Source organism: Gluconobacter oxydans, assembly GCF_006539685.1.
In the GTDB taxonomy this organism is placed as follows: Bacteria; Pseudomonadota; Alphaproteobacteria; order Acetobacterales; family Acetobacteraceae; genus Gluconobacter; species Gluconobacter oxydans.
Genome location: NZ_BJNM01000010.1, coordinates 49,078 through 63,646 on the forward strand (window position 1 = coordinate 49,078; position 14,569 = coordinate 63,646).

Here is a 14,569-nt window from a genome sequence, read left to right on the forward strand (position 1 = left end):
GTGTCAATCCTCCTGTTTCTGCGTGGGGTTGGTGCCCGAATGGCCTGATTTTACGATATTATCGCAAATCTGAAGGAAGTGTGAACCTCGATCCTCGAAACTGCGAAATTGATCGAAACTTGCACAGGCGGGTGAAAGCAGGACGACAGGAATGTTTTCGTCGAGAGCGGCTTTGAAGGCTGCCGGAACAGCCTTTTCCAGCGTTCCGCACTGCTGGAAGGGTACGCCATGCGTTTCCAGCGTCGCGGCCAGGACATCCGCGTCCTGTCCGATCAGAAAAGCCTGTGCGATGTGACGGAAAAAGGGCGCGAGGCTTTCGATACCGCCGGCTTTTGCAACACCGCCCGCAATCCACATGACTTTGTCATAGGCGGCGAGAGCCTTTGAGACGGCTTCGGCGTTCGTGGCCTTGCTGTCGTTGATGAAAGAGACGCCATCGCATTCCGCGACTTTCTGCAGGCGATGCTCCAGGCCTGGGAATGATTTCAGGCCGGTCCGGATTGCCGCCTCATCAAGGCCGAGATGGCTCGCGATGGTCAGGGCCGCGCCGACATTCTGGGCATTATGCCGTCCGGGAAGGGCCGGGCCGTCGTAAGGTGGCAGGGCGTCTGCGTCCAGTTCAACGACCTGTACGCCGCGTGATGCGACCTGTGAGGCGATGGCGCGGCACCAGTCATCATCCATACCGATCACGGCCAGATCGTCCGGGCCCATATTATCGAAGACATGCGCTTTGGCGGCGGCATAGCCCGCCATGTCGCCATGCCGGTCCAGATGGTCGGGGGTCAGGTTCAGCAGGCAGGCGGCGTTCGCGTGGAAGCGATCCAGCCGTTCGAGCATGTAGGACGACATTTCGATGACGTAGACGCCGTCATCGGGCAGGAGCGGCAATGCCAGCGATGCCGTACCCAGATTGCCACCCGCCGCGCAGGGACGTCCGGCTGTCGTAAAAAGATGGGCGATCAGCGCCGTCGTCGTCGATTTTCCGTTCGTTCCGGTGACGGCGATGAACGCGGCTTTTGAGCCAGACTTACGGACGGCGCGATACAGGATCTCGGCATCGGACAGGATCTGGATCCCCTGTGCCCGGGCGAGGTCCGCGACGGGATGGGCCTTGGGGAGCAGATGAGGAATGCCGGGGGACAAAATCAGGGCTGTCATGCCGGACAGGTCGGTCAGAGGAGCAACCGTCAGGTTCGGCTGCGCGGGAAGATCGGCATTGCGGTCATCCCAGGCCTGAACCTCTGCGCCCATCCCGAGCAGCGCCTGCACAACGGCTGTGCCATTGCGCCCCAGACCGCAGACGGCATAACGCTCGCCTGCGAGGAGGTCGGACGGAAAGCCGCTCATCGCAGTTTCAGCGTCGCCAGACCGCACAGGCCCAGCACGATGGAGACGATCCAGAACCGGATCACGATTTTCGGCTCCTGCCATCCCTTTTTCTCAAAGTGGTGGTGCAGCGGTGCCATCAGGAACACGCGCCGGCCCGTCCGCTTGAACCAGAAGATCTGGATCACGACCGACAGGGTTTCGGCAACGAAAACGCCGCCCACGATGCACAGGACGAGTTCATGCTTGGTGGCGACGGCCACGGCTCCGAGAGCCCCGCCGAGGGACAGGGAGCCGGTATCGCCCATGAAGACGGCGGCTGGCGGAGCGTTGAACCACAGGAATCCGAGGCCTGCGCCGATCAGGGCCGCGCAGAACACTGCGAGTTCGCCCGTACCCGGAACGGGATGAAGCTGCAGGTAGTCGGCGAAGACGTGATTGCCGACCAGATAGGAAATCAGGGCGAAGACCAATGCGGCGATCACGACCGGGACGATAGCCAGACCGTCCAGCCCATCCGTGAAGTTCACGGCGTTGCCGAAGCCCGTGATGGTGATCATCGCAAAGATCGGGAAGGCATAGCCCAGCGGAAGGAGCACATCCTTGACGAACGGAAAGGCGACCATGTTGCGAAGTTCCGGCGGCGTCAGGGACTGGAGCCAGATGCCAGCGATCAGCGACGCCAGAAACTCGCAGCCAAGCCGGGTACGCTTGGAGACGCCAGTCGTGTTGCGCTTAGAGAGCTTCAGGTAGTCATCGGCAAAGCCAACCGCCCCGAAGGCTGCCGTGGTCAGCATGACGGCCCAGACAAACCCGTTCGTCAGATCGGCCCAGAGCAGCGTGGCCGAGAACAGCGCAATCAGGATCAGCATGCCGCCCATCGTGGGCGTGCCAGCCTTTTCCAGAATATGCCGCTCGGGCCCGACGGTGCGGATTGGCTGGCCTTCGCGCTGGATGCGTTTGAGCTGCGCGATGAAGGGGTTGCCCAGTGCCAGCGAGATGACCAGCGCCGTCAGGCAGGCGCAGCCCGAACGGAAGGTCAGGTAATGGAACAGGTTGAAGAACCCGCCATGGGACGTGTCATGGGCGGCGATGAGATTGAAAAGCATCAGGCAGAAACCGGGCTGGAAGCGTTGTCGAGGACTGAGATCACGTCACGCATCCGGCTGCCGAAGCTGCCTTTCACGAGCAGGAGATCACCGGGGCGAAGGGCTTTGAGCAGAAGAGGCGCCAGAGACGCGGCGTCAGCGGCGTATCCGCCCTGAAGCTCGGAGGGAAGCGCATCATAGAGTGCGCGCATATGGGGGCCGCAGCAGAAGGCAATGGCTTTGGCGTTCTGAACGGCGTCTGCGAGCGAACGGTGTTCGGCATCGGCGAAGGTGCCGAGTTCGCGGATGTCCCCGAGGGCCGCGATGTGCCGCTGGGCCGGAAGCAGCGCGAGGGTTGCCAGTGCCGCGCGGACGCTGGGCGTGGACGCATTATAGCTTTCGTCCAGAAGGCGCACGTCGTTCAGGATCGTGCGCATCTGTCCGCGTCCTGCACCCGGCACGAAGTTCTGGAGTGCGGTGGCTGCAACAGCGACGTCTTCGCCAAGAGCCGCAACCGCGCCGAGGGCCAGAGCGGCATTGCGGGCGAGATGCTCTCCCGGCGCCGTCAGCGTCACGTTCTGAATGCCAGATGGCAGATGTAGCGAAAAATGGCTGCCTTCTGCCGAGCAGTGCAGATTTTCGATCCGGAGCTGTGCCGTCTCGGAGAAGCCCGAACGCCACAGGGCACATCCTGCGGGTAGGGCTGTCTGGAAATGCTCCTGACCGGCTGCGTCGTCGGGGACGATGGCAATTCCCTTGTCCGAAAGAGCGCTGAACAGGTCGGATTTTTCCTGCGCAATCGCCTCGATGCTGCCCATATGCCCGAGATGTGCTGTGCCGATCGTGGTGATGATCGCAACATCGGGTCGGACCTGAGCAGCGAGGGGAGCAATTTCCCCGATATGGTTCATGCCGATTTCGCTGATGCAGAACCGGGCGTCCTGCGGCAGTCGGGCCAGCGTCAGGGGCACGCCCCAGTGATTGTTGTAGGAGGCGACCGCAGCGTGCGTCGGGCCGATGGCGGACAGCGCGACTTTCAGCATGTCCTTGGTCGTCGTCTTGCCGACACTTCCGGTGATGGCGACGACTTTTCCGCGAAAACGCGCGCGCGCATTACGGCCCAGATCTACAAGGGCAGTCATGGTGTCGGGGACGATCAGAAGGCGCGGATCGTCCAGACCAGCCGTGTCATGCACAAGCGCGCAGGAGGCACCCTTGTCCAGAGCCTGCTGCACATGGGCGTGACCGTCGCTCGTCTCGCCTCGCAGGGCGATGAACAGATCGCCCGGCGTCAGTGTCCGGGTGTCGATTGAGATGCCTGTGACCTGGACGTCAGCATTCAGTGTTCCGCCTGTCGCGGCCCGAAGGTCCGCACTGTTCCACAGAACGCTCATGCCACACCTGCCAGTTCACGAATGACGAGACGGTCATCGAAGGGAAGAATTTCCGTGCCAACGATCTGACCCTGCTCATGTCCCTTGCCGGCCACGACAAGGATATCGCCGGGCTGCAGAGCCTCAAGTCCCGCTGCGATGGCGCTACGACGATCCGCGATTTCGAGCGCGTCTGGACAGGCCGCCAGGATTTCGGAGCGGATGGAAGAGGGCTCTTCCGTGCGGGGATTATCGTCCGTCACGATCGCCAGATCTGCCATTCGCGCAGCGACTGCTCCCATGAGCGGGCGCTTGCCGCGGTCACGGTCGCCACCCGCGCCGAAGACCACGACCAGACGCCCTGTTGTATGCGGTCGCAGGCTGGATAGGACGCAGTCGAGCGCATCGGGGGTGTGGGCATAATCGACATAGGCGGCAGCACCGTTGGGCAACGCAACAGCCCGCTCGCACCGGCCGTGTACACCCGTCAGGCGCGGCAGAAGGGCCACAACCTGCCGGGTGTCGGCATCATCTTGCCAGCACATGGCAGCCGCCAGCATCACGTTGTCGGCCTGAAAGCGCCCGGGCAGCGAAAGGGAGATTTCGGGCAGTTCCTCGCCATGCAGGGCCAGACGCAGGATCTGCCCTGACGGCGTGGGACGGGCCTCGATCAGTCGCAGCGTGGTGCCATTGCGCCCGACGCTGCGGAGTTTGAGGCTCCGACGGGCTGCAATGTCCTGAAGGGCGGAGAAGGTCTCGCTGTCCATGTCCGCATTGACTGCCGCGATGCCCCCCGTGGGAAGCACCTCGTCAAACAGGCGCAGTTTTGCGGCGCGATAGGCTTCCAGCGTCAGATGATAATCGAGATGGTCGCGCGTCAGATTGGAGAAGCCGGCTGCCGTCAGTGTGACGCCGTCCAGCCGATGCTGCTCCAGTCCGTGCGACGAGGCTTCGAGGGCGACATGCTCCACGCCGTTGCGGGCCAGCGCGGCCAGGGTCTGGGACAGCGATACGGGGTCCGGTGTGGTCAGGCTAGGTGGAGCTGGCACGTCCGTATCGGAAATGAGGCCCAGCGTTCCAAGGCTGGCCGCCCGGTTTCCCTGAAGGATCCAGAGCTGGCGCAGGAAATCGGCCGTGCTGCTTTTGCCGTTCGTCCCCGTGATCGCCGCGATGCAAGAGGGCTGCGGACCGGCAAGCGCGGACGCCATGCAGGCGAGCAGATGCTTGGCATCGGGCCGTACGATCACGGGAACTGCGCTATCCGGGCGCGCGGTTTCCTGATCCACGATCACGGCTGCGGCCCCCTGCGATATGGCCTGCGGGATGAAGGCGCTTCCGTCCTGTTTCGCGCCGCGCAGGGCAAAGAAGAGCGTCCCCGGGCCGGCCCGGCGGCTGTCGGCGGTCACGGCCAGAATGTCGGGATCGTCTGTCAGGGACTGCGACGTGCCGCAAAGGGCGAAGAGCTGGGAGAGGCGCATCAAACGGTTCAGTGCTGTGTTCGGGAGGTCGGGGTCTTGGAGGCGCGGGCCTGATTGCGCGGATCGCCCGGATCGTTACCGGGCCCCAGGGCGCGGTAGCCGGGAGGCACGGGCGGGTTCATCGGAATGGCCAGAGACGCGTCGATCGCATCCTTGTTCGCCAGATCCGGGAACTGGTTCAGGATCGGGCCGACACGCGAGATGATCTTCTTGACGGTCGGCGCGGCGTTCCAGGCAGCCGTCGTCCAGCCATGCGTCGCCACCGTGCCCTGCGGGCTGTCGAGCATCACATAGACGGCGTAATGCGGGTTGTTCATCGGGAACACGCTGGTGAAGGCCGAGACGTTGACGTGCTTCAGATAGCCGCCATGCGCGCCGATCTTTTCTGCCGTGCCGGTCTTGCCGCCGACATAATAGCCCGGCACTTCGGCGGACTTGCCGCTGCCCATCGTGACGTCAAGGCGCAGCAGTTTGCGCAAAAGCGCTGAGGTCTGCTCGGACAGGACGCGCGTGCCCACCGGCGTTTCGGCTCCGATCTCGTCGGTGTCCGTACCCGGTCGATAGGCCACGGGCCGGACCTGGGCCGCATCGGCATCCGGTGCCGACTTGCTGTCGTCCTCGGTATCGCGTGCCACGAGGGTCGGCTTGAGCAGGATACCACCGTTCACGGTCGCTGCCGTGCCGCGCACGATGGCCAGCGGCGGTTCGGCAACACCGTGACCGAACCCGACCGTCATGACCGTGGAAATGCCCCAGTTGCGCGAGGCGGGAACGAGAGGCCGTCCGGCTTCGGGCAGTTCGACCGGAACACGGTTGAAAAAGCCCATGTTCCGCAGCCAGTCCTGCTGACGTGTCGCGCCGACATCAAGCGCGATATGCGCCGCTGCCGGGTTGGACGAATAGGCCAGAACGCCGGGCAGGGAGAGCCAGGGGGCGAAATGGTCGGTCTTCATGTCGCGGATGGTGAAGCGGCCGACCTTGATGGGAATGGTCGAGAAGCGGTCCCACAGATGGACGATCCCGAGTTGCAGGCCCATGGCCGCCGTCTGGAGCTTGAAGGTCGAACCCGGTTCGTACATGCCGGTAACGGCCCGGTTGAAGCGGGCGTCGTTGGGCGCGTGACCGAAATCGTTGGCATCGTAATCGGGCAGGCTGACCATGGCCAGGATCTCGCCCGTGCGGACGTCCATGACGATGGCGCTTGCGCCAATCGCCGAGAACTCATCCTTCGCAGCCTGAAGCTCGTCATGCGCCACGGTCTGCACGCGCACGTCCAGCGACAGGCGCAGCGGTGTGCGGTCGGAGTTCAGGCGCTTGTCGAAATACCGCTCCACGCCTGCAATGCCGTGATCGTCGATATCGACGCTGCCCATGATCTGCGCGGCCGTGCGGCCCAGCGGATAATGGCGGCGTTCGCCTGCTTCGAAATAAATGCCCGGAATGCCCAGATTGTTGATGGCGATTTCCTGAACAGGCGAAATGTCACGCGCCAGATAGACGAACTGCTTTTTCAGCGACAGGCGGCGGATTGTCTCGTCCCGGTCGAGCTGCGGCAGCACTTTGCGGAGCTTGTCGGCGGCATCCGCCGGATCAATCAGCTCCATCGGGTTGGCATAGACCTGCGCGACAGGCAGCGAGAGCGCCAGAGCCTGACCCGTGCGGTCGGTAATGGTCGCGCGCTTGACGGTGGGCAGGACGAAATCGCCTGACATTTCCCCGCGCGGATCGCTCTTGGGGATTTCCGGAACCTGAGGCGCGATCTGGCGCTTTTCCGGCTCCATCGGCATCAGGACGGTGGCAACGGTCGCCTTGAGCGCCACGGCGCCATAAATCGCGAGAAATCCCATCCCGACGCCGAGCAGGCGTCCGTGCATCTGGTCAAGATTAAGCCTGCGGAACCCTCGCGGCGTGCCGCCCCGCCGGAAACGCCCTGACGGCACATCCGGACGCTCGGGACGCTGTGAACCGGAAGAAGGTGGCACGTCCTGGGGCATCGTGCGGGGGTGCGTCCTGTTGAAGGGCTCGCCCTAAGCTATCCGAGAATGCTGAACGAGCGGTTAACGATGAGAAGGCTTTCAGTTAGCCAACGGCACCGGCGCGGGCAATGCGTCATTCGCATTTCCCAGAGCGGAAAGTTGCGTGTGATGCGTGCGGGGCGGCTCTTCGGCCAGACGGGTCGAGGCTGCGCTGTGGCTGACATGCACGGTCTGGGGGTGCCAGGCGGCAACCATGAGCGGAGCAGGATGGCTCTCACGATAGTTGACCAACCGGACGCTGGGCGCGCTGTCGGCATGGGCGTGAACCGGCGCCGAAACCGTGCGCGGCGCAGCAGACGCGATCTGCATATCCGCGCTGCGGGCATGGGAGACATGCGCAGGGGCGGCGGCCGGCTTCGGCGCCGCAGCGGGATGGGACGACATGGCGACAGCCACCGGACGCGGAGCCGGCGTCGGCTGGGCGGGGGCAGGAGCATGTACGACAGCCTGCGGAGCGGGCAGGGGCAGGTGAGCGGCTTCGGCAGCGCGGTTCACAACCTCATGCAGTCCTTCGCGCGGATCGGCCGGCTGCGCCTTCGAGCCCGGAGCGGGAAGGCGTGCTTCGAGCGAGGCCATACGGATGAACTGGTCCGGCTCCATCGGATGCAGGGCGGGGACAAAGCGGGCCGCCAGGGTTTTCAGGCGGTCCGGCTGGTTCAGCAGGGCCCATTCCGTACGCAGCATGGCGGTCTGGCCACGCACGCGCTGCGTCTCCTGCACGATCTTGGTGATCTTCTGGTCCAGAACCGTGGTCTCATGCTTCTTGGTATAGAGAAACAGGCCGGATCCTGCGGCGAGGACAGCGCAGGCGACGGTGAAGGGCCGGATCATGAGGGCATTCCTGAGACGGGCATCTTGGGGGCGGGGTTGCAAACCAGTGCGCGCAGGCGGGCGCTGCGGGCGCGGGGGTTTTCCCGGGATTCCTCATCCGTGGCGGAGAGGGGACGGGAATAAAGAAGGGAAAAAGCCGGTGCTTCCTGACGGAGCGGCGCCGGTTCGTAACGGGAAGGATTTCCCGTCCGGCCTGCAAGGACGGCCATGGCACGTTTCGCCAGGCGATCTTCCAGGGAATGGAATGTTACGACAACGAAAATGCCGCCGGGAGCCAGAAGACGCGGCGCGGCTTCCAGCGCCCGCTCCAGTTCGCCCAACTCGTCGTTCACGGCAATCCGCAGCCCCTGAAAGCTGCGGGTGGCCGGATCGATATTGGCGCGGTCGCGGGGGACGCAGCAGCGGATGATATGCGCGAGCTGGCCGGTCGTCGTGATCGGGGCCTCGGCGCGGGCAGCCACGATGGCGCGCGCAATGCGGCGGGAGAGCTTTTCCTCGCCGTAGCGGTAAAGGATGTCCGCGAGCTCGGCTTCCTTGCACGTATTGACCAGATCAGCCGCCGAGGGGCCATCCGAGCCCATCCGCATGTCCAGCGGGCCGTCATTACGGAACGAAAAACCACGCTCGGCCTGATCGATCTGGAAGGACGAGACGCCCAGATCCAGAACGATGCCGTCGAACGGTCCTTCTGCTCCGGCCAGGGCTTCCATGTCGCCAAACGTGCCCTGATGCATCCGCAGCCGTCCGTTGGCCTGAACGGCCATGGCGTTTCCGCGCTCGATGGCGGCCGGGTCACGGTCGATCGCATCGAGCGTGCAGTCGGCCGCATTCAGGATGGCGCGGGCATAGCCGCCGCCACCGAACGTGCCGTCCAGATAGCGTCCGCCAGCGCGAGGGGAGAGCGCTTCGAGAACCTCGTGCAGCATGACCGGAACATGGCCGGAATGGACCAGGGTTATCGCGTTCATTCCGCTGCTCCCGCTGTGTTGCCGGCGGCTGGCGCGCTGGCAGGGCGGCGGCTGGTTGCGAGGGTTCTGGCGCGGCTGCGGGCGGCCTGACGCCGTTCTGCCGCAGCTTCGGGGTTCCAGATCTGGAATGTGCGGCCAAGCCCCATGAAGGAGACTTCGTCGGTCAGCGCTGCGTGGGTGCGCAGGTTTTCGGGAAGAATGATGCGGCCTTCCTTGTCGCTGTCCAGCGGATAGGCGTCCGCATAGAGGCTGGCGGCCAGATCTTCATGATCTTCCGAAAAGGGATCGTATTCGTCGAGCGGCGTCGCAAGCGACGCGAAAGCGCCGACCGTCCAGCCTTCGATGCAGGGATGGAGATGGGACGGGCGCAGGATGACCAGTGGATCTCCCGGCTGGGCCTGTGATTTCAGGGCGGCGCGGAAAGATGCAGGAATGGAAACACGTCCCTTGGCATCGAAACGGTTCTGATGCGTGCCGAGGAACATGCTCATGGATGATGTGCCTCCTTCCTGCGCTCAGAGCCGGTAATGCGGCTTCTGGTTATTTGGCTTGGTCTTGACTGGGATATCATGGGATTTCATGGGACGTCAAACAGATATCGTCAGAAAACCGCAGAAAACTGCGACATTTTCAAAACTGGAAATGTGACGGAAATTTTTGCGGTTTGTTAGGGTTTATCAGGGATAATCGCTCAGGCGGATCTATACCTGCCGTTATTTGTTCTGTTTTTGTTCTTCTTTGGTGAGGGGAACAATTACTGGAAGAACAGATTTTTCCAGAGGGTGCCAGACGGCCTGTAAGCCGGGTTCTGTCCGCCCGAAAGCGGGACGATCATTCCTCTGGGACCTGCATTGCTGCAGGCCTCACGCAACCAACCCGAACGACGGGGCGAGAAACCCCCGGTTTCCTTGCGGAAACCTGCCGTTCCTATTCGGTCTTGCTCCCGGTAGGGTTTACCATGACCATCGCCGTTGCCGGAGATGCGGTGCGCTCTTGCCGCACCGTTTCGCCCTTACCCGCAACATGTTCCCCCGCGAATGAACGCATGAGGCACAGTCCGGCGGGCGGTCTGTTTTCTGTGGCACTGTCCCTGGGGTCGCCCCCGCCGGCAATTAGCCGGTACCGTCTTCCCATGGAGCCCGGACTTTCCTCCCTGTATGCGATCCTCATCGCACACACAGCGATCGTCCAGCCGTCTGGCGGCGCAGACACTGCTCCGGGACGCCTGCGGGGTCAAGGGCAGACTTTTGGGCATGATCCCGGCATAATGGTGAAATGCGCCCGACCCTGACATTACGGATCTTCCTGTCCTGGCTGGCCTGGCAGAGCCGGAGACGCGGCGTTACGCCGCGTATGATCGCCCTGGAAGAGATCCCGCCCATTCCCGCCGCGCCACCCGCCGCACCGATCCTGAAGCAGATCCGGCGTATCACGGGGCGCCCGAGTTTTCCTGTAGCCCTGTCCTCGCTGCGGATCCGTCGATGGCGTGAGATCCGTGTGCCCGGAGCCGATGGCTTCCGCACCGCGCGCCTTTACCGGCCGCGCGGAAAGGTCCGGGGTGTCGTTCTCTTCCTGCACGGTGGCGGATTCGTTCATTGCGATATGGTCTCCCATCACGGGATCTGCTGCCGTCTTGCGGCTGCGTCCGGCGCGATGGTGGTTTCGCTGGATTACCGTCTCGCACCCGAGCACCGCTTTCCGGCAGGGCTGGAAGATGCCAAGGCGGCGCTGGACTGGATTTTCCGGACCGTTGGCGAGGATGTGCCAGTTGCGGTTGCGGGAGACAGTGCAGGGGGCAACATGTCCGCGGCGCTCACGCAGTGGGTGCGGGAAAAGGGCCTGCGTCCACTGAGTGCGCAGCTTCTTTATTACCCTGCTCTGAGCGGTCCGTTCATTCCGCCTTCACGTCAGGCCTATGCCGAGGGCTACATGCTGAGTGCGGAACTTCTGTACTGGTATTGCGGCCAGACGCTGCGCAGCCCCGAGCAGCTTTTCGATCCGGCATTTTCGCCCCTTCTGGCGGAGGACTTCCAGGACCTTCCGCCGGCCATGATCGTGACCGCGGGCTTTGATCCGCTCAGGGGAGAGGGCGAGCTCTATGCCCGGTGCCTCGATGAGGCAGGTGTGCCGGTTCGGCTGAAGAACTTTCCGCGCATGATTCATGGTTTCCTGAACGGCTATGCGCTGTTCCGGGACGGACGTCAGGCGTTGCGGGAAGGGGGGATGTTCCTGCGCGAAGTCTTTGCACAGAAGAACGGCGGAGCCTGCTGACAGGCTCCGCCTTCTTGAAATGTCTTAAAGAGGCAGGTCGTGGAACGCGCCGGGTGTTCCCGCATCTGTCTGCACGGTCCGCTCCGAGCGGTTGATCTTCAGGCTGAACAGCTTGTCCGCCGAAGGTGTCGTGCCGGGGCAGCCATTACCGTGCCGTCCCAGGACATCCATCGTCGGCGTATTGTCCGCCGCATTGCCGTTGACCACGAAAACGAGGCAGTTGCGCGGCAGGTCCGTCAGGTTGTCTCTCACGACCGCCAGGCGGAGATGCTCCACCAGGGCCGTGTTGTCGAACCAGCTCAGCTTGCTGAACGTGATCTTGTCATAGGACATGTCCAGCAGACCTGTCCGGACCGCGATGAACATCAGCAGAAAAGCCGGGATGACGACCAGAAGCCGCCGCAGAAGGAGCTGTTTGAAGCTGCGGGGCTGCCGGCGCGTGCCCCGGCCCGGAGTGCGACCCAGGCGGGGCGTTGCGCTTTTATCGTCGCTCAAATGCGGTTACTCCGACGCTTCATGCCAGGTGTCGCCATGGCTGGCGAGCAGTTGTGTTGCCTGTTCCGGCCCATAGGAACCCGCACTGTAGGTCTGCATGGGCGCCTTGTCATGTTTCCAGGCCTCAAGGATGGGCTCGACCCAGCGCCATGCGGCCTCGACCTCGTCGCGGCGGATGAACAGTACCGGATCACCCCGCACGGCATCCAGAAGAAGCCGCTCATAGGAATCCGGGAAGGGCAGGCCGCCTTCCATGCGGATGGAGGTATCAAGATCCGCCGTCCGCAGGTTGAAGACATCCAGCGCAGGGTTCTTGACGTTCAGACGCAGGTCCACGCCTTCGTTGGGCTGGATGCGCAGGACCAGCCTGTTGCTGGCCGGGGTGGCGCCGAACATGGTGGTCGCAGCCGGGCGGAACGTCACGACGATCTCGCTGACCTTCTTGCCGGACCGCTTGGCCGTGCGGATGTAGAACGGCACGTTCTTCCAGCGCGGCGTGTCCACCCAGGCGCGGATTGCGGCATAGGTTTCCGTCGCGCTGGGCTTGCCGAGCTCTTCAAGATAACCCGGAACATTCTCGCCATCGACCACGCCTGCCGTGTACTGCGCGCGCACCGTCTCGGTGGCGGCTGTGGCATCCGTGATGGGGCGCAGGGCGTTCAGGACGGCCAGTTTGGCGTTGCGGACGGCATCGGCCTCAAGGGAATCGGGGGCTTCCATCGCAACCAGACACAGTACCTGGAGCAGGTGGTTCTGGATCATGTCGCGAAGCGCGCCAGACGTGTCGTAATAGGCCGCACGACCTTCGACGCCCACGGTCTCGACCGCCGTGATCTGCACGCTCTCGATATGCTCGCCGGACCAGGCAGCGTTCATGAGCGGGTTTGCAAAACGCAGGGCGAGAACGTTCTGGACCGTCTCTTTCCCGAGATAATGATCGATCCGGTAGATCTGCTTTTCCGGAAAATACTGGCCGACCCCGTCATTGATGGCGGTGGCGGTGGCCATGTTCGTACCGATCGGCTTTTCGAGAACAACCCGCGACGTGGGGGTGATCAGCTCGTAGCGGTTCAGGTTCTCGCAGATGCTGCCGTAAAGCTGCGGTGCGGTTGCGAAATAATAGACGCGCACCCGGTCAGGCTGTGCCTTGGCCAGCAGGGACTTCAGGGCGTCCCACTGCGGGCCCTCGCGGCTGCTGTCCAGCGTCACGTAATCGAGACGGGCGAGGAAACGCTCGACCAGCCCCGGGCCCAGGATGTCTGAGGGAAGAAACCGCTCAAGGGCGTCTCGGGCCCGCGCGACATAGGCCTCCCGGTCCAGCTCCGTACGGGCGGCTCCGATGATGCACGCATCATCCGGAATCTGGCCCATCCGAAGGCGGTTGTAGAGCGCGGGCAGCAGCTTGCGCATCGTGAGATCGCCAGTGGCACCGAAGATGACATAGTCGAAAGGCTCGACCTGCTGGAAATGTTCCATGGAAGACTCTCTGACCTCTCGAACCCGCAGACCGGGAAAAAAGGGTTAGGGTTCAGGCCTTTTCAGGCACCGTCTAGTTCCCTGTCAGGGCCCTTCCTGTCAAGGGACGGGCCCTGCACGACCTCGGGAGAAAAGCTTCGTCATCTTCACGCGTTCATGAAACGTGCACATAATTCCGTTGACCGTCTGGCCCTCATCACGATAAGCCGCGCGGCGGATGCTGTGTTCGTGCAGCGCCGGAAAATACAGCCAAGACTTACGCCTCAGGAAGGAAACCGGACATGGATGCAGAAAGCAAAAGCGAAGGCGCTGCCACAGGCGGGATCGCTGCGGACCGTCTGCGCTCCATCATCGAGCGCGTCGAGCGTCTGGAAGAGGAGCGCAAGGCTCTGGCCGGGGACATCAAGGATATTTTTTCCGAAGCCAAGTCCGCCGGATTTGACGTAAAAGTCATCAAGCAGATCATCCGTCTGCGCAAGCAGGAGCCGGCCGAGATCGAGGAGCAGGAGACCCTGCTCGATATCTATCGCCGTGCCCTCGGTATGTAATTGCGGGGCATGTAATTCCCGCCTCCGGATACCCGAACGCGCCATCTTCAGACTGGACCAGGCCTCCTTATGATGTCTGATTTTTCATGGCTGCCGGGCTGGGCCTTCGGGTGCCTGGCCGTGGTGGCCGCCCTGTTTGCGCTGGCGCTGCTCTGCATGCCCTTCGCCGTTTTCGGCACCAAGCCGCGGTTGCAGGAACTGGAGTTCCAGATCGCGGAACTGCGGGCGGAACTGCGGGCGCTCAACATGCGGCTGGCCGTTTCGACACGGCCTGACAGTGTGCCTGCCGGACCCGACAGACAGACCGTTGCGGCTGTTGAACCGCGTGCGGCTCATTCAGCTCCGAGCCTGCCGGATGAGGATTATCTCATGCCGGCGCGAAGCCTGCGTTCCGATCTGCCGTCCTATGAAGATGGTCCGGGAGCAGGGGATCCTGAAACCCTGCCGCGTCGCGGTCAGTCCTCCCAATCCGCCCTGCGGGAGGAGATGTCCGACGTCACCGAACGCGCCTGGGCCCGGGCGCCCTGGGAAAAGGATGTCTCGACGACGGGACGACAGCCCCTTGGTCGCAGCATGGACAGGAAGCAGGGCAACAGACCGGTCGTCGAAGAAGACGCCTACCGGCCTCGCTCCGAACCCAAGCTCCGCTGGCCGCCCAGAGACTAGCCAGCGGCGC

The 14,569-nt window shown here is 63.3% G+C and carries 13 protein-coding genes and 1 other RNA gene; 3 read left to right on the top strand and 11 right to left on the bottom strand.

Features of this window, described 5'->3' with window-relative positions; all coding sequences use genetic code 11:
* Nucleotides 1-3 precede the first annotated feature (3 nt).
* The 9 genes from murD to rnpB form a co-directional block, all read right to left on the bottom strand.
* A complete protein-coding gene (gene murD, locus GOX01_RS06105; protein WP_024717276.1) occupies nucleotides 4-1,350 on the bottom strand; it encodes a UDP-N-acetylmuramoyl-L-alanine--D-glutamate ligase in 1,347 nt (448 codons plus the stop codon).
* Nucleotides 1,347-2,438: a phospho-N-acetylmuramoyl-pentapeptide-transferase gene (gene mraY / locus GOX01_RS06110; protein ID WP_011251751.1), complete on the bottom strand. Its 1,092-nt coding sequence runs from the start codon at nucleotides 2,436-2,438 to the stop codon at nucleotides 1,347-1,349. The genes murD and mraY overlap by 4 nt, the downstream gene beginning before the upstream one ends.
* The gene (locus tag GOX01_RS06115) at nucleotides 2,438-3,811 is read right to left on the bottom strand and encodes a UDP-N-acetylmuramoyl-tripeptide--D-alanyl-D-alanine ligase (protein WP_024717277.1); all 1,374 of its coding nucleotides are present in this window, start codon (nucleotides 3,809-3,811) and stop codon (nucleotides 2,438-2,440) included. Before GOX01_RS06115 ends, mraY begins: the two co-directional genes overlap by 1 nt.
* Complete coding sequence (locus tag GOX01_RS06120) at nucleotides 3,808-5,268, bottom strand: UDP-N-acetylmuramoyl-L-alanyl-D-glutamate--2,6-diaminopimelate ligase (protein WP_011251749.1); 1,461 nt, start codon at nucleotides 5,266-5,268, stop codon at nucleotides 3,808-3,810. Before GOX01_RS06120 ends, GOX01_RS06115 begins: the two co-directional genes overlap by 4 nt.
* An 8-nt stretch (nucleotides 5,269-5,276) precedes the next feature.
* On the bottom strand, nucleotides 5,277-7,262 hold the full coding sequence (locus tag GOX01_RS06125) for a peptidoglycan D,D-transpeptidase FtsI family protein (RefSeq protein WP_011251748.1): 1,986 nt from the start codon (nucleotides 7,260-7,262) through the stop codon (nucleotides 5,277-5,279).
* 81 nt (nucleotides 7,263-7,343) lie between these two features.
* On the bottom strand, nucleotides 7,344-8,135 hold the full coding sequence (ftsL, locus tag GOX01_RS06130; protein WP_011251747.1) for a cell division protein FtsL: 792 nt from the start codon (nucleotides 8,133-8,135) through the stop codon (nucleotides 7,344-7,346).
* Nucleotides 8,132-9,103 (bottom strand): 16S rRNA (cytosine(1402)-N(4))-methyltransferase RsmH, encoded by a 972-nt coding sequence (gene rsmH, locus GOX01_RS06135; protein ID WP_011251746.1) that lies wholly within the window; start codon nucleotides 9,101-9,103, stop codon nucleotides 8,132-8,134. Before rsmH ends, ftsL begins: the two co-directional genes overlap by 4 nt.
* Nucleotides 9,100-9,594 carry a division/cell wall cluster transcriptional repressor MraZ gene (gene mraZ, locus GOX01_RS06140; RefSeq protein ID WP_011251745.1) on the bottom strand — a complete coding sequence of 165 codons (495 nt, stop codon included), beginning with the start codon at nucleotides 9,592-9,594 and terminating at the stop codon, nucleotides 9,100-9,102. The genes rsmH and mraZ overlap by 4 nt, the downstream gene beginning before the upstream one ends.
* 290 nt (nucleotides 9,595-9,884) lie before the next feature.
* An RNA gene (rnpB, locus tag GOX01_RS06145) (RNase P RNA component class A) lies at nucleotides 9,885-10,303 on the bottom strand.
* 75 nt (nucleotides 10,304-10,378) lie between these two features.
* Between rnpB and GOX01_RS06150 the strand changes: the two genes are divergently transcribed.
* Nucleotides 10,379-11,374: an alpha/beta hydrolase gene (locus GOX01_RS06150; RefSeq protein ID WP_062269734.1), complete on the top strand. Its 996-nt coding sequence runs from the start codon at nucleotides 10,379-10,381 to the stop codon at nucleotides 11,372-11,374.
* A 24-nt stretch (nucleotides 11,375-11,398) separates the two neighbouring features.
* Here the strand turns inward: GOX01_RS06150 and GOX01_RS06155 are convergent, their stop codons facing one another.
* Both GOX01_RS06155 and zwf read right to left on the bottom strand, forming a co-directional pair.
* Nucleotides 11,399-11,869: a hypothetical protein gene (locus GOX01_RS06155; RefSeq protein ID WP_011251742.1), complete on the bottom strand. Its 471-nt coding sequence runs from the start codon at nucleotides 11,867-11,869 to the stop codon at nucleotides 11,399-11,401.
* Between the two features lie 6 nt (nucleotides 11,870-11,875).
* The gene (gene zwf / locus GOX01_RS06160) at nucleotides 11,876-13,345 is read right to left on the bottom strand and encodes a glucose-6-phosphate dehydrogenase (protein ID WP_011251741.1); all 1,470 of its coding nucleotides are present in this window, start codon (nucleotides 13,343-13,345) and stop codon (nucleotides 11,876-11,878) included.
* 281 nt (nucleotides 13,346-13,626) lie between these two features.
* On the opposite strand from zwf, the gene GOX01_RS06165 reads away from it, so the two are divergent.
* Together GOX01_RS06165 and GOX01_RS06170 are read left to right on the top strand one after the other, a co-directional pair.
* Entirely contained in the window at nucleotides 13,627-13,893 is a 267-nt protein-coding gene (locus GOX01_RS06165; RefSeq protein WP_011251740.1) for a DUF2312 domain-containing protein, read from the top strand.
* A 69-nt stretch (nucleotides 13,894-13,962) separates the two neighbouring features.
* Nucleotides 13,963-14,559: a hypothetical protein gene (locus GOX01_RS06170; protein ID WP_062269735.1), complete on the top strand. Its 597-nt coding sequence runs from the start codon at nucleotides 13,963-13,965 to the stop codon at nucleotides 14,557-14,559.
* Nucleotides 14,560-14,569 lie beyond the last annotated feature (10 nt).

Bases quoted from the DNA above. Each gene is read 5' to 3' on its own strand.
- GOX01_RS06120 (WP_011251749.1), bottom strand. From the start codon at position 5,268: ATGCGCCTCTCCCAGCTCTTCGCCCTTTGCGGCACGTCGCAGTCCCTG.
- murD (WP_024717276.1), bottom strand. From the start codon at position 1,350: ATGAGCGGCTTTCCGTCCGACCTCCTCGCAGGCGAGCGTTATGCCGTC.
- ftsL (WP_011251747.1), bottom strand. From the start codon at position 8,135: ATGATCCGGCCCTTCACCGTCGCCTGCGCTGTCCTCGCCGCAGGATCC.
- mraY (WP_011251751.1), bottom strand. From the start codon at position 2,438: ATGCTTTTCAATCTCATCGCCGCCCATGACACGTCCCATGGCGGGTTC.
- zwf (WP_011251741.1), bottom strand. From the start codon at position 13,345: ATGGAACATTTCCAGCAGGTCGAGCCTTTCGACTATGTCATCTTCGGT.
- rsmH (WP_011251746.1), bottom strand. From the start codon at position 9,103: ATGAACGCGATAACCCTGGTCCATTCCGGCCATGTTCCGGTCATGCTG.
- GOX01_RS06115 (WP_024717277.1), bottom strand. From the start codon at position 3,811: ATGAGCGTTCTGTGGAACAGTGCGGACCTTCGGGCCGCGACAGGCGGA.
- mraZ (WP_011251745.1), bottom strand. From the start codon at position 9,594: ATGAGCATGTTCCTCGGCACGCATCAGAACCGTTTCGATGCCAAGGGA.
- GOX01_RS06165 (WP_011251740.1), top strand. From the start codon at position 13,627: ATGGATGCAGAAAGCAAAAGCGAAGGCGCTGCCACAGGCGGGATCGCT.
- GOX01_RS06150 (WP_062269734.1), top strand. From the start codon at position 10,379: ATGCGCCCGACCCTGACATTACGGATCTTCCTGTCCTGGCTGGCCTGG.
- GOX01_RS06170 (WP_062269735.1), top strand. From the start codon at position 13,963: ATGATGTCTGATTTTTCATGGCTGCCGGGCTGGGCCTTCGGGTGCCTG.
- GOX01_RS06125 (WP_011251748.1), bottom strand. From the start codon at position 7,262: ATGCCCCAGGACGTGCCACCTTCTTCCGGTTCACAGCGTCCCGAGCGT.